This is a genomic window from Streptomyces sp. NBC_00443 (assembly GCF_036014175.1).
Lineage (GTDB): Bacteria > Actinomycetota > Actinomycetes > Streptomycetales > Streptomycetaceae > Streptomyces.
Genome location: NZ_CP107917.1, coordinates 5,576,864 through 5,590,622 on the forward strand (window position 1 = coordinate 5,576,864; position 13,759 = coordinate 5,590,622).

Genomic DNA, 13,759 nt, shown 5'->3' on the forward strand with positions numbered 1-13,759 from the left:
AGCGGTGATACGCCGTCAATAACCAATAAAGGTAAGTTAATAGTACAAACTCCTTCCTGTGGTGATCGGTGACCGGGAGCCGGGGAAGAGCGATCGTGAGGGCGATGCGGCCGCGATCCTCGCCGTGTGTGTTCCCGTGGTCGTCATGACCGGGCTCGGGCTGTGGGGCCTCGACCGCGACGGCATGTGGCGGGACGAGGGAGTGACCTTCCAGGTCGCGCGGCGGTCGGTGCCGGAGATCCTGCGGCTGGTGCAGGGCGTGGACGCCGTGCACGCCCTGTACTACCTGCTCATGCACGCCGTCCTCGCCGTCCATCCCGGCGAGATCGCACTCCGGCTGCCGTCGGTGCTCGGGGCGGCCGCGGCGGCGGGGCTGATCGCGGCGCTCGGGGTGCGGCTGGCACGGCCGAGGGTGGGGTTGTGGGCCGGCCTGCTGTACGCGGTGACGCCGCTGGTCGGGCACTATGCCCAGGAGGGCCGTTCGTACGCGCTGGTGACCGCCGGGGCGGCCGGAGCCACACTGCTGCTGGTGCGCAGGGTGTGGTGGGCGTACGGAGTGGTCCTCTCGGTCACCTGTCTGCTGCATGAGCTGGCCGCGCCGTTGGTGTGCGCGCACGCGGTGACGTTGGGGGTGGGGCGGGCGCCGAGGCGGGTGTGGGCCGCGTGGGGATGTGCCGTGGCGGCCGCCGGGGTCGCCCTGCTGCCGTTGCTGCTGGTGTCACGGGCGCAGGCCGGGCAGGTGGGGTGGCTGCCGGTGCCGGGGTGGGGCAGTGCGGAACGGCTGCTGCGGGAGTTCGCCGCCGGACCCTCGGGCGTGGTGTTCGGGGCGTGCGTCCTGCTGATGGTGGCGGGGCTGGGGTCGGGCCGGGTCGCCGGGGTCGCGTTGCCGTTGCTGGCGGTGCCGCCCGGGCTCCTCATCGCCGTGTCGCAGGTCCGGCCCATGTACGACGACCGGTACGTGTTGTACGCGCTCGCGGGGGCGCCGTTGCTCGTGGCCGCGGGGGCGGATCGGCTGGCCGGCCTCGTGTGCCGCGTGTGGCCCTACGGCGACCGCCCTTCCCGCAGACCCGACCCCTGCGACGGACACCCCGCGACCGCCGACCGATCCCGGAGTCTCCCCCTGACTCCCCTGGCCGGCACCCTCGCCATCACCCTCGCCTTCCTCCACCACCTCCCCCTCCACCGCCAGGACCGCTCCCCGGCCCACCGTCCCGACAACCTCGCCACCACCTCCGCCTACGCCGCCCGGCATCTGCGCCCCGGCGACCCGGTGCTGTTCGTGCCGTCGATCGGGAGGCGGGCGGTGCTCGCCTATCCGAAGGGGTTCCGGCAGGCGTGGGACATCGCGCTGTGGCAGTCGGGGCCGCGGTCGGGGACGCTCTACGGCCGTGAGGTCGGGGCCGGCGAACTGCGGCGCAGGCTTGCCTCGGTGGACCGGGTGTGGGTCGTCGCCGAGCCGTACGCGCTGAACTCCCCCTGGTATCCGAGCAACCCCACGGAGCGCGTCAAGCTCGGCATCGTGGGCGAGGAGTTCCGGCCGCTGTCCGAGGGGCCGCCCGACGGTCCGCTACGGCTGTACGTCCGCCGCCCGGCCGCCGGACACATGGCCCACCTGGCCACGGAACGCACCCCGCAGTCGCCCACCCCGCAGTCGCCTAACCGGTGGCCCCCTCCACCGCCGCCGTGTCCAGCGCCGAGGTGAGCTGGTCCAGCCGTGCCCGCAGCTCGCGGATCTCGTCGACGTCGAATCCCGTCGCAGCGGCGATCCGGCGGGGCACCTGCAAGGCCTGCTCGCGCAGCGCGGTGCCCTCCTCGGTCAGCCGCACCTCCACCGAGCGCTCGTCGCGGGCGCTGCGCTCCCGGCGTACCAGGCCGGCCGCCTCCAGCCGCTTGAGCAGCGGCGACAGGGTGCCGGAGTCGAGGCGCAGGTGTTCGCCGAGCTTCTTCACGGGCAGGTCGCCCTGCTCCCACAGCACCAGCATCACCAGGTACTGGGGATAGGTGAGCCCCAGGTCCTTGAGGACCACACGGTAGACGCCGCCGAAGGCGCGCGAGGCGGCGTTCAGGGAGAAGCAGATCTGCTGGTCGAGGCGGAGCCAGTCCGCCGTGGGCGTGCTCGTCATGACTCCAGGGTAGCTCGTGCCCCGTCATTTAGTTGTGGGCAATTGAATTGTGTGCTCTACTTGTCGTCCTCGGCGGCCGCCAACGGAGTCGCCGGAACGTGACTTGAGAGGGATGGTTTCCATGGACGCGCTCTACACCGCTGTCGCCACCGCCACCCACGGCCGCGAGGGTCGCGCCGTCACCAACGACGGCAAGATCGACCTGCAGCTGGCCGCGCCGGTGGAGCTGGGCGGCAACGGCCAGGGCACGAACCCGGAGCAGCTGTTCGCCGCCGGTTACGCCGCCTGCTTCGGCAGCGCCCTCGGCCTCGTCGGCCGCCAGGCGAAGGTCGACGTCTCCGACGCCGCCGTCACCGCCGAGGTCGGCATCGGCAAGCAGGGCGAGGGCTTCGGCCTGAAGGTGACGCTGCGCGTGGAGCTGCCCGACACCCTCGACGAGACGACCGGCCGCAAGCTGGTCGAGCAGGCCCACCAGGTCTGCCCCTACTCCAACGCCACCCGCGGCAACATCGACGTCGACCTCGTCATCGAGTAACCGCACCCGACAGCGGCGGTCAGCCGATCCGCGCCAGCACCTCCCCCGTCTCCCGGCTCCACGCCACCACCACCGCCTCCTCCGGTACCCGCTTCCACCGCGTCAGAAGCAGCCAGCGCGCGTGGTAGCGCCGGGCGACGGTCGTGCGCTCGGCGCGGGTCGAGGCGGGGGAGAGGTAGGCGCGGACATCGGCGAGCCGGCGTTCCCGTTCCCGCTCGTCCAGGGCCGGGTCGGGCCAGATCGGCGCGGCCAGGTTCGGTCCGTATCCGGGGATGGAGCGAGGGGCGTAGTGCCCGTCGCTGATCACCACCTCGCCCTTCCCGACCTGACGTGCCACCCAGGCGTACGACGGCCACAGCGAGGGCTGTTCGAGCCCGATCGGATCCAGTGCCCGCGGCACCACCGCCCCGCCCTGCACGGTCAGGAACCCGACGCAGGCCCCGGCGACCGCGGCCCCGCCCAGCACCCGGCGTGCCCTGCGCCAGGGCCGTGGCGCCGCCAGCTCGACGGCCAGGGCGAACTGCAGCGGCACCAGGGTCAGCCCGAGGATCCTGCCGTAGGTGTAGTGGCCGCTGACCCAGCCGTACGCCACGAGCAGGCAGTCGAGGGCGAAGAGCAGCACCAGCGGATCCCGCCACGAGCCGCGCCGCCACCGCAGCCACAGCGCCGGCAGCCCCAGCAGGGCGAGCCAGAACTGCCCGCCGAGCTGCTCGTACAGCCGCTCGTGCATCCAGTCCACGCTGTCGTCCCCAGCCAGCGCGAACACGTCGAAGTAGGGCCAGGACCAGGCGAGCAGCACCGCCGTGCCCGTCATCACCCCCACCCCACGGCCAGGGCGCCCCGCTGCCCCCGAAGCCACCCCCGCTGCCACCCCGCCACGAACGCCACCGCGCCCAGCGCCGCGGCCACCGCGGTGATCGGATGGATCAGCAGGATCACCCCGTAGAGCACCCCGATCCCCGCGTACCCGGCGAGCCCCGGCAGCCCGCTCGGCCCGACGTACCGGACGAGCCCCTGCTGCCGGTCCTCCCCCTGTTCCTGTTCCTGTCCCTGGCCCCGTGCCCGCGTCCCCGTCAACGCCCAGGCCCAGAAGGTGAGGCCGATGGCGAAGGCCGAGGGGTAGCCGAGGTTCCCCGTCATCGACATCAGGCTCAGATAGCCGCTCCACCAGGCCCGCTCGGTCCCCCAGAGCAGCGTCATCGCCCCCAGTGCGAGCACCGGCGCCCACGGTCTCGGCGTCAGCACCCGCACCAGGCGGCCGATGCCGGTCAGCAGTACGAGCAGGTTCAGCGCGCCGGCCAGCCGCAGCACCTCCCAGCCGCCCAGCCCCGTCAGCCGGGCGAACACGCCCTGCGCGACCGCGTACGGCGAGTAGTACGGGCTGCCCGCGCCCGGCAGGTCGGCCATCGGGTGGCGCGGGTGGAGCAGGTCCGCCTTCAGGCGTTCGACGACCGCCGCGTGCTGGCCCGCGTCGCAGCACAGCGGCACGGCCCAGTACGCCAGCAGCATCACCAGGTAGAACAGGAAGCCGTAGACCTGGTACGGCGTCGGCCGCCAACCGCGTCCGCCGCGCAGGGCACTCGCGCCACGCACGGTCCTCCGGACGAGGACACCGACAGCGGCGCCCGCGGCTCTGGTCGTGGAGGTTGTGCGGGTTTGAGGCATTTGCCGTATGTTCCCGGCAAGGTCAATGCCACCACCTCACGTCACCTCATCGAGTGAGCCCACCCGACTGGGAACCCGTCGTGGGAACCCTTCAGCGGGCATCCATGAGCGACGACCTCGCTGCCGCCGGCGCAGGCACCCGCTCCACCCCGCCCGGATCCGGCATCCGCTCACCCAGCATCACCGTCCGCACGACCCGCTCCGCGGCCAGCCCGTCGTCGAACTCGCAGAACCGCTCCCGGAACCCCGCGCGCAACCGCGCCGACTCCTCGTCCTGCCACGTCCCGGACGCGAAGAGCCACGCCAACTCCCGGTACGAGCGGGACACATGGCCCGGCGCGTCGGCCGTGATGTCGAAGTAGGCGCCCCGGCTCGCCGCGTACGCCCCCCAGTCGTCGGCGTGGATCACGATCGGCCGGTCCAGGTTGGCGTAGTCGAACATCAGGGCGGAGTAGTCGGTGACCAGCACGTCGGCGGCGAGCAGCACGTCCTCGACATGCGGTTCGTCGGTCGCGTCGATCAGCACGTCCCGCCGGTGCAGATCGGCCAGGCCCATCCCGCGGGCCGTGCCCTTCGCGAGCGACGGATGCAGGCGTACGACGAGGGTGTGGCCCGTGCCGAGATCCCGGGCGAACCGGGCCAGGTCGATCCGGTCCACGTGGCCGCCGCGGCGGTACTCGCGGCGGGTCGGCGCGTACAGCACGACGGTGTTGCCGGCGGGCACGCCGAGCCGCGCCCGCACGGACTTGCCTGCCTCGGGGGCCGCGTCGACCAGCACGTCGTTGCGCGGGCTTCCCGTCCTGAGCGACGTGAAGTGGCACGGGTACGCCCGCTCCCACGCCAGCTCCGAGTGCCGGTTGGCCACCAGGCTGTAGTCCCAGCGGTCGGCGCGCCACAGCATCTTCGGCACGTCGAAGCCGTGCCGGGCGCCGGGCTTGGTCAGCAGGTCGGCGGCCATGTACTTGAGCGGGGTGCCCTGGTGGGTGTGGAGGTGGACGCTGCCGGGGCGCTTGGCCAGGGTGCCGGGCCAGTTGACGTTGTTCACCCAGTAGGTGGCCCGCGCCATGACCTCGTGGTAGCGCCGCGAGCCGGGCGTCACGAAGTCGATGCCGGGCGGCAGTGCGTCCACCGCGTCCTCCTGGATCACCCACACGCCCCTGATGTGCGGGGCGACCTCGCGGGCCTTGGCGTGGATCGCCGCCGGATCACCCAGCACCCCGCCATGGGAGAACGCCGAGTAGACCGCCAGGTGCGGATCGAGCGGGAGCTTCGACTGGGCGGCGTACCAGGCGCGCCGGGCCCGGGCCGACGCCGCGCGCGTCACACGCCGCTTGCCGTGGCCCGCCGCCCTGCGCACATCGCGCAGACCGCGTGCGACGGCGTACGACGGGTAGGACGCCGTCGCCAGCAGCCGCATCTCCTTGCCGCGCCGGCCGTCGGGCGGTGTGAAGCCCTCGGGGAGGTGGCGGGCGTGGAAGGAGCGGATCTCGCGGTAGAAGTCCGGCCGGTCCGCGGGCCGCACCCGGTCCTCGCGCGCGAGCACGAACAGCATGTGGTCCAGGGCCCGTTCGAACAGCGGCGGGCGCGCCCACGCCAGGTCCGCGCGCTGTGCGAGAAACGCGAACAGCCCCTCGTACTGCGAGAAGATGTCGAAGTGCCGCCGCCCCGGCGTCCTGGTGATCGCGCCCTGCCGGCGCTGCCGGTACTCGACCCCGATCCGCTCCAGACCGGCGATGCGGTCGGCCAGCACCATCGAGCGGTAAGTGACGGGCGCGTCCTCGTACAGACCCGGCGCATAGCGCAGCTCGTGCTTCAGGAAGAAGTCCCGCCGGTACGCCTTGTTCCAGGCGACCAGGAACAGATGCAGATACTCCGGGTTCTCGCGGACGTTGAAGGTGCCCGTCCCGGCCGCGGCGAGCAGGTCGGCCGCCGTGCTGCGACCGCCGCGGCCCCACCAGTGGGTGCGGACGTGGTCGAAGACCAGGATGTCCGGCTCCTCGGCCGCCTCCAGGCGCGCGGCAACGGCCGCCAGCAGGCCCGGGGTGTACTGGTCGTCGCTGTCGAGGAAGAGGACGTAGTCGCCGCTCGCCTGCTCCAGACCGGCGTTGCGGGCCCGGCCGAGGCCGACGTTCTCCGGCAGGTGCAGCACGCGCACGCGTGCGTCGGCCTCGGCGCAGGCGTCCAGGATGGCCGGGCAGCCGTCGGGGGAGCGGTCGTCGACGGCGATCACCTCGAAGTCGGTGTACGACTGCCCGAGCACCGAGTCCAGGCACTCCCGCAGGAAGCCCTGCACCTTGAAGACGGGGACGATGATGCTGAAGCGGGGCACGTCGGTACCTCAGTTCCTTACGAGGGTCGTCGCGGCGGGGGCGGGGATGCGCTCGGCGAGGGGGATCACCGGCTCGATCGCCTCGGGCGGCTCGCCCAGCAGTACCCGGCGTACCACGCGCTCGGCGGCGCGCCCGTCGTCGAACTGGCAGAACCGCTCCCGGAAGGCGGCGCGCAGGGCCGTGGCCTCCTCGTCCGCCCACGAGCCGTCGCGCAGGACGGCCGCCAGCTCGCCCGGTGTCCGCGTCACCCGGCCCGGCGGCGCCTCCAGCAGGTCGAAGTAGACACCTCGCAGCTCCCGGTAGACGTCCCAGTCGTCGGCGTACACGACGATCGGCCGGTCCAGGTTGGCGTAGTCGAACATGATCGACGAGTAGTCGGTGATCAGCGCGTCGGCGGCCAGGCACACGTCCTCGGAGGAGCGGTGCGCGGTGACGTCGATGATCCGGCCGGTGCCGCGCCCGGCGCCCCGGTCGTAGAAGTAGTGGGCGCGCAGCAGCACGACGTACTCGTCGCCGATCTCCTCGCACAGCGCCTCCAGGTCGAGGCTCGACTCGAAGCCGGTGGCGTGGTCGCGGTGCGTGGGCGCGTAGAGCAGGGCCTTCTTGCCCTCGGGGATGCCGAGTTCGCGGCGGATGCGGGCCACGTCGGTGGCGGTCGCCGTGTAGTAGGCGTCGTTGCGCGGATAGCCGTACTCGAGGGTCTCGTGCGCGCCGGGATAGGCGCTCTCCCACATCTGAGTCGAGTGCGCGTTGGAAGTGAGGTTGTAGTCCCAGCGGTCGACGCGGGCCAGCAGCTTGGCGAAGCTGCCGGTCGCCGCGGCCACCACGGGGTACGTCGCCTGGTCGGCGCCCATCTTCTTCAGCGGGGTGCCGTGCTGCGTCGACAGATGCACGCTGCCCCTGCGCTTGACGACGGCGTCCGCGAAGTTGGCGTTGTTCACCAGGTACTTGGCCCGGGCGAGGACGTCCCAGTACTTGCGGCTGCCGATGACCGCGTACTCCACGCCCTTCGGCACGGTGTGCGCCTGGTCCGCCTCGACCAGGAACACCGAGCGCAGATGCGGGGCGAGCTCCCGCGCCTTGGCGTGGATGGCGGCAGGGTTGCAGACGTAGCCGCGGCCCCAGTACGCGCAGTACACGACGAGGTTCCGGTCCAGCCGGCGGCGCAGCTGCCACCGGTACCGCAGCCGGGTGCGCAGCCCGCGCGGCCGCGGCACCCCCGAAGCCGCCCGAGTCGCCAGCCGGTTCGCGCCGCGCAGCGCCCGGAACGCCGCGTACGCCCCCCTCGCCAGCAGCCGGTGCTGCACACCGGGGCTCCCGCCCGGCACCTGGAACCCGGCGGGCCGGTACCGCCGGTAGAGCCCGCTCGCCCGCCGGAAGAAGGCACGGCGCCGGCGCGGCAGCCGTCGCGGATGGGCGGCCGTCTTCAGTACGGCGGCGAAGAGCTGCTCGAACAACGGCCCGAGCCGGGTCTCCGGCAGCCCCTGCTCGACGGCCCGCGCCAGCACGAGCTCGGCCTGGTCGAGCAGCTCGAAGTGGTGCTCCCCGGGCAGGTTCAGCCGGTTGCCCTGCCGCCGCAGCAGATGCCGTACGACGACCTGGCGCAGCACCGCCAAGCGCTCGGCGCCCAGCATGACCAGGCCACCGAAGCCGACATCGGTGAAGTGACCGTCGGGGAAGGGGAGCTGTAGCGCGGCGAGGAAGGCCCGCCGGTAGGCCGCGCTCCACGCCGGGAGCTGGACGCCCGTCAGCTGCGGAGCCTGCTCGGGGGCGAACACCCCGCCCGGCGTCCGCGCGAGCACGAGCGCGGCCGGGTTGGTCGGCTCGCCCACCCACCACGGGGTCCGCTCGTGCTCGAAGTACAGGACGTCCACGTCACCGGTCTCGCTCAGCCGGGCGTCCAGTGCCGCCAGCGCGCCCGGCGCCAGCTCGTCGTCGCCGTCCAGGAACAGCAGCCAGTCGCCGATCGCCGCCCGCAGCCCGGTGTTGCGCGCCCCGGCCAGACCGGCCGCCGGCGGCGAGTTCACCGGCGCCACCCGGCAGTCCCGCTCGGCGTACCCGGCGGCGACGGCCGCCGCCGGGGAGCCGGTGGCGTCGCAGACCGGGATCAGCTCGAAGTCGCCGAAGGACTGAGAGAGGACCGAGTCCAGCGCCTGGGACAGTCGGCCCGCGACCCCATGGGACGGAACGATGATGCTGAAGCGGGGCATACTGCTCTTTCTGTCGATGTTCTGGCGGCCGGGTTCCTCAGCAGGCCGGGGCCGGCCTCAGTCGGCGCGAGTGCGGCCGGGCCGACCTGCCGGACGCCAGGTGGGCGGCCGGGTCGGCGTGGGCCGTGACGGGCTGGAGGGCATGGGAACTCCTCTTCCGTTTCCGTGAGAACGGCGTTCAGAGGCTCTCGGTGACGGTCCGGCGCCCCGTCGGTTGCGGCACGGTCACGAGCGGGGAGTGCGTGAGCGACGCGGCCGGCGACGGCACGGGATGGCGCTTGCCGAGCGGCACGACCGGCGGACGGCAGGTCTCGCCCAGCACCACACGGCGTACGACCCGCTCGGCGGCGCGTCCGTCGTCGTGCGGGCAGAACCGCTCGCGGAACGCCGACCTCAGCTGCGTGGAGCGCGAGCCCCGCCAGTGGCCGGAGGCGAAGATGTCGATCAGCTCGTCCTCGCCGCGCGCCACCGCGCCCGGCGGGAAGGAGCGCAGGTCGAAGTAGGTTCCGCGGGACGCCTCGTACGCCTCCCAGTCGTCGGTGTGGATCACGATCGGCCGGTCCAGGTTGGCGTAGTCGAACATGATCGACGAGTAGTCCGTGACCAGGGCGTCCGAGGCCAGGCACAGCTCCTCGACGCCCGGATGGCCGGTGACGTCGATGACGCGGCCGGCGGTGGGTGTCAGGGGGCCGCCGTGCCGTGGGTCGGCGCGGGCCAGGACGGCGAAGCGGGGGCCCAGGCGGCGCAGGACGCGATGCAGGTCGAGGGCGGTGCGCTGGGTGCGCCGGTAGTCGCGGTGGGCGGGGGCGTAGAGGATCACGACCGAGCCGTCGGGAATGCCGAGCCGCTCACGGATCCGGGCCACGTCCGCCGAAGTCGCCTGCTGGAACACGTCGTTGCGGGGGCTGCCGTATTCGAGGGTGGTGTAGCAGCCCGGGTGCACCCGCTCCCAGGTCAGGGTGGAGTGGCGGTTGGCGGACACGACGTAGTCCCACCTGTCGACGTCGTCGAGAAGCTCGTCGACGTCCATGCCCTCTGCCACTGCGGGGCGTTCGCTCAGGTCCAGGCCCATGTGGGCGAGCGGGGTGCCCTGTTGGGTCTGCACGAGGACCTGGCCGGGGCGCTTGACCAGGCGGCGGTCGAAGCCGTCATTGTGGATGAGGTACTTGGAGCGGGCGAGGGCCGTCCAGTAGGCGGCCGTGCCGGGGCGCAGGCGGCGCGGGCCGGACGGGGCGGTGTCCTGCTGCTCGGCGTCGGCGTCGGCGTCGGGGTCGGGGTCCGGGTCGGCGATCCAGGCGGTGCGGATGTGCGGGGCGTGCGTGCGAAAGGCCCTCTCCAGGGCGCCCGGGCTGTCGCCGGGGCCGCGGACGCCGTGGGCCGCGAAGGCGGCACGGTCGGCACGCAGGGGGAGGCACCGCTGGACCCGGTAGTGCAGGCGCAGGGCGCCGCCGCGCAGGCCCTTCAGCAGGCGGGCGGTGAGCTTGCGGGTGCGGCGCAGCAGGGCCGAGGCCAGCTGCAGGGCGCGCCAGGTGCGGTGCAGGCCGAGGCGGACCAGGCCGTGCCGCAGGCGGTTGCGCGGGGGGACGGGCACGCCGGGGGAGCGGTAACGGCGGTAGTGAGCACGGGCCTTGCGCAGGAACGCGGCGCGGCTGCGGCGCGGGAGGCGGTCGCGGCGGGCGAACACCACGACCAGGTGGTCGACCATCCTGCGGAACAACAGCGGGCGCCAGCGCGCCAGTTCGGGGTTCTGGTCGACGTAGGCGAAGACACGGTCGTACTGCTCGAAGATGTCGAAGTGCCGCGGGCTGACCGTGCCGAGGATCGCGCCCCGGCGGCGCTGCCGGTAGTGCACGCACACCCGGTCCAGGGTCGCGACCGACTCCGCCGTCATCAGGACCGGATACGTCCAGGGCGTGTCCTCGTAGTAGCCGGCCGGGAAGGCGAAGCCCTCCTCCTCGACGAACTCCCGCCGGTACGCCTTGTTCCAGGCGACCATCAGCAGCCGCAGCAGCCCCGGACGGTCCGCCAGCCGGAACGGCGCCGGTCCCGCCTCGGTGAGCTGGGCGGCGGCCTGGTTGCGGATCGTCTCGCCCGTCCAGAACGTGCGCGCGTAGTCGTAGACCAGGACGTCCGGCTCACCGGTCTCCTTCAGCCGGTCCGCGATCTCGTGCAGAGCGTCGGGGGTGAGCGTGTCGTCGCCGTCGAGGAAGACCAGGTAGTCGCCGGTGGCCTCGGCCATACCGGCGTTGCGGGCGGGGCCCAGACCCTGGTTGCGCGCGAGGTGCACGGGGCGTACGCGCGGATCGCGGGCCGCGAACTCGTCGATGATCGCGCCGCACGCGTCCGGCGAGCAGTCGTCGACGGCGATCAGTTCGAGATCGGGATACGACTGTGAGAGCACCGATTCCAGGCACTCGTGCAGGTACGCCTGAACCTTGTACGCGGGGACAATGACACTGAACCTGGGCAAGGGACATCCACTGGGTCGGCCGGGGCGGTAGGCGGCGACAGCGCCTTGCCCGGCAACGGCCAATGGAGTGACTTGGTTACGCCGCGGTACGGCATACGGGGGATCATGAATGAACGTGCGGGGGCGGACCGATGACGGTCCGCCCCCGCAAGCGTGTTGCGCTTGCGCCTACTTGACCGCGCCCGCCATCACGCCGGACACGAACTGCCGCTGGAACGCGAAGAACACGGCCAGTGGGATCACCATGGAGATGAACGCGCCGGGTGCCAGGACGTCGATGTTGTTGCCGAACTGCCGTACCTGCGTCTGCAGGGCGACTGTGATCGGCTGGCTCCCGGAGTCCGTGAAGATCAGCGCGACCAGCATGTCGTTCCACACCCACAGGAACTGGAAGATGCCGAGCGCGGCGATCGCCGGACCGCCGAGCGGCATCACGACGCGGAAGAACAGGCGCAGTTCACCGGCGCCGTCCAGCCGGGCCGCCTCCAGCAGCTCCCGCGGGATCTCCGCGAAGAAGTTCCGCAGCAGGAACACCGCGAACGGCAGCCCGAAGCCGACGTGGAAGAGGATCACGCCGGTCAGGGAGCCGAAGATGCCGATCTCGCCGAACAGTTCGGCGATCGGGATCAGCGCCACCTGCACCGGCACGACCAGCAGGCCGACCACGCCCAGGAACCACCAGTCGCGGCCCGGGAACTCCATCCACGCGAACGCGTATCCCGCGAGCGAGCCGATCACGACGACCAGGACCGTCGCCGGGACCGTGATCAGCACGGTGTTGAGGATCGAGTCGGTGATGTCGCTGTTGCTCAGGAGCTTGTCGTAGCTGTCGAAGGTGAGTTGGGAGGGCTTGCTGAAGACCTCCCACCAGCCGCTCGCGGTCATCTCCTCCGGCGGGCGGAGCGACGACAGCAACAGCCCGATCGTCGGGACCAGCCAGAACAGGCCCACGAGGATCAGAAATACCCGCACCACCCCGCCGCTGACGAACGAGGCAATCCGGCCGCCGAGCGACTGCTCGGCCTTGACACTCGCGGACGGCGTCGCCGCCCCCTTGCTGAGCCCACCGGCATCCGTACTCATCGCCGCCCCTCCCGCCTGAGCCGACGGACGTTGAACCACATCACGGGAATGACCAGGAGCAGCAGGAACACCGCGATCGCGCTCGCGATGCCCGGCTGGTCCTCGGAGAAGCCCTTGCGGTACAGCTCCAGTGCCAGGACGTTCGCGTCGTCCTGGGAGGAGCCCGGGGCGATGATGAAGACCAGGTCGAAGATCTTCAGTACGTTGATCATCAGGGTGACGGTGACGACCGCGAGTACGGGCGCCAGCAGCGGCACCGTGACGCGGCGGAACACCTGCCACTCGTTGGCGCCGTCGACGCGGGCCGCCTCCAGCAGATCGCGGGGGATGCCCGCGAGTCCGGCCGCGATCAGCACCATCGCGAAACCGGCCCACATCCAGATGTACGACCCGATGATGGCCGGCGTGACGAGGGACGGGCCGAGCCAGTCCAGGCCGTTGTACGGCTCCTTGAAGTTGTCCGGCGGGAGCCGCAGCTGAGCCCCCTCGGCGGCGGCCGGCAGCGTGAACGTGCCGTCGTCGGCGGCCTTCGCGCTGGCCACGACCTTGCCGTCCTTGACGGCCTCGATCTTCATCCCGGCATAGCCCAGCTCGGCCGCGTCGACCCCGCCGAGGGTGCCGACACCCTTGCCGCGTGTGAAGTCCTGCCAGGTGGTGCCGGTGATCCCGGCCGGATCGGCCTTCGCCTGGACGGCCGCCTCGGAGCCGTCCGGCATCTGGTCGGGCACGACCCCCACCAGGGGCAGGCTGACCGGGGTGCCCGCGCTGACGGTGGCCTTGGTGATGAAGCCGCCACCCGGTGCCGCTTCGAGCGGCGACTCCCGCCCCGGGTGGGCCTTCGGGAACGCCGACGCCTGCGCGAAGGTGTCGTGCACGCCCACCCACACCGCGTTCGCGACGCCCTTGTCCGGATCCTGGTCGTACACGAGCCGGAAGATGATGCCCGCCGCCAGCATCGAGATCGCCATCGGCATGAAGACGACCAGCTTGAACGCCGTGCCCCAGCGCACCCGTTCGGTCAGCACCGCGAAGATCAGACCGAGCGCGGTGGCGACCGTCGGGGCGAACACCACCCAGATCACGTTGTTCTTGAGGGCCGTACGGATGCCGTCGTCCGTGAACAGCGCCTCGTAGTTGTCGAATCCGGCGAAGCCGCCGCCGGACTGGTCGTAGAAGCTGCGCACGACCGAGTACCCGATCGGGTAGACCACGAGCGCGCCGAGCAGCACGAGGGCGGGCAGCAGGAAGAGCACCACCACGGACCTGCGCGTGCCGGTCACGCTCTTGCGCGACTTGGGTGCGGCAGGGGGCGCAGTGCCTCCTGCCGCTTCCGTCGACGCCAT

The 13,759-nt window shown here is 72.0% G+C and carries 8 protein-coding genes and 1 pseudogene; 2 read left to right on the forward strand and 7 right to left on the reverse strand.

Going from position 1 to position 13,759, the window contains the following annotated elements:
- Positions 1-58: 58 nt before the first annotated feature.
- Positions 59-1,702 carry a glycosyltransferase family 39 protein gene (locus OHO27_RS25280; RefSeq protein WP_328427269.1) on the forward strand — a complete coding sequence of 548 codons (1,644 nt, stop codon included), beginning with the start codon at positions 59-61 and terminating at the stop codon, positions 1,700-1,702.
- Here OHO27_RS25280 and OHO27_RS25285 read toward each other — a convergent pair.
- On the reverse strand, positions 1,656-2,123 hold the full coding sequence (locus OHO27_RS25285) for a MarR family winged helix-turn-helix transcriptional regulator (protein WP_328427270.1): 468 nt from the start codon (positions 2,121-2,123) through the stop codon (positions 1,656-1,658). The two genes, OHO27_RS25280 and OHO27_RS25285, sit on opposite strands and share 47 nt — an antisense overlap.
- Before the next feature lie 121 nt (positions 2,124-2,244).
- On the opposite strand from OHO27_RS25285, the gene OHO27_RS25290 reads away from it, so the two are divergent.
- The gene (locus OHO27_RS25290; protein WP_328427271.1) at positions 2,245-2,658 is read left to right on the forward strand and encodes an organic hydroperoxide resistance protein; all 414 of its coding nucleotides are present in this window, start codon (positions 2,245-2,247) and stop codon (positions 2,656-2,658) included.
- A 19-nt stretch (positions 2,659-2,677) separates the two neighbouring features.
- Here the strand turns inward: OHO27_RS25290 and OHO27_RS25295 are convergent.
- From OHO27_RS25295 to OHO27_RS25320, 6 genes and pseudogenes are all read right to left on the reverse strand, one after another.
- Positions 2,678-4,323 (reverse strand): annotated as a pseudogene (locus OHO27_RS25295) (hypothetical protein).
- Between the two features lie 91 nt (positions 4,324-4,414).
- Entirely contained in the window at positions 4,415-6,652 is a 2,238-nt protein-coding gene (locus OHO27_RS25300) for a bifunctional glycosyltransferase/CDP-glycerol:glycerophosphate glycerophosphotransferase (protein ID WP_328427272.1), read from the reverse strand.
- 9 nt (positions 6,653-6,661) lie between these two features.
- Positions 6,662-8,863: a CDP-glycerol glycerophosphotransferase family protein gene (locus OHO27_RS25305; protein ID WP_328427273.1), complete on the reverse strand. Its 2,202-nt coding sequence runs from the start codon at positions 8,861-8,863 to the stop codon at positions 6,662-6,664.
- A gap of 178 nt (positions 8,864-9,041) precedes the next feature.
- A complete protein-coding gene (locus OHO27_RS25310; RefSeq protein ID WP_328427274.1) occupies positions 9,042-11,333 on the reverse strand; it encodes a bifunctional glycosyltransferase/CDP-glycerol:glycerophosphate glycerophosphotransferase in 2,292 nt (763 codons plus the stop codon).
- 168 nt (positions 11,334-11,501) lie between these two features.
- The gene (locus tag OHO27_RS25315; RefSeq protein ID WP_328427275.1) at positions 11,502-12,416 is read right to left on the reverse strand and encodes a carbohydrate ABC transporter permease; all 915 of its coding nucleotides are present in this window, start codon (positions 12,414-12,416) and stop codon (positions 11,502-11,504) included.
- Positions 12,413-13,759 carry a carbohydrate ABC transporter permease gene (locus tag OHO27_RS25320; RefSeq protein ID WP_443059590.1) on the reverse strand — a complete coding sequence of 449 codons (1,347 nt, stop codon included), beginning with the start codon at positions 13,757-13,759 and terminating at the stop codon, positions 12,413-12,415. The genes OHO27_RS25315 and OHO27_RS25320 overlap by 4 nt, the downstream gene beginning before the upstream one ends.

Excerpts from the sequence above, each read along its gene's own strand:
- OHO27_RS25305 (WP_328427273.1), bottom strand. The coding sequence starts at position 8,863 with ATGCCCCGCTTCAGCATCATCGTTCCGTCCCATGGGGTCGCGGGCCGA.
- OHO27_RS25290 (WP_328427271.1), top strand. The coding sequence starts at position 2,245 with ATGGACGCGCTCTACACCGCTGTCGCCACCGCCACCCACGGCCGCGAG.
- OHO27_RS25320 (WP_443059590.1), bottom strand. The coding sequence starts at position 13,759 with ATGGCGTCGACGGAAGCGGCAGGAGGCACTGCGCCCCCTGCCGCACCC.
- OHO27_RS25315 (WP_328427275.1), bottom strand. The coding sequence starts at position 12,416 with ATGAGTACGGATGCCGGTGGGCTCAGCAAGGGGGCGGCGACGCCGTCC.
- OHO27_RS25285 (WP_328427270.1), bottom strand. The coding sequence starts at position 2,123 with ATGACGAGCACGCCCACGGCGGACTGGCTCCGCCTCGACCAGCAGATC.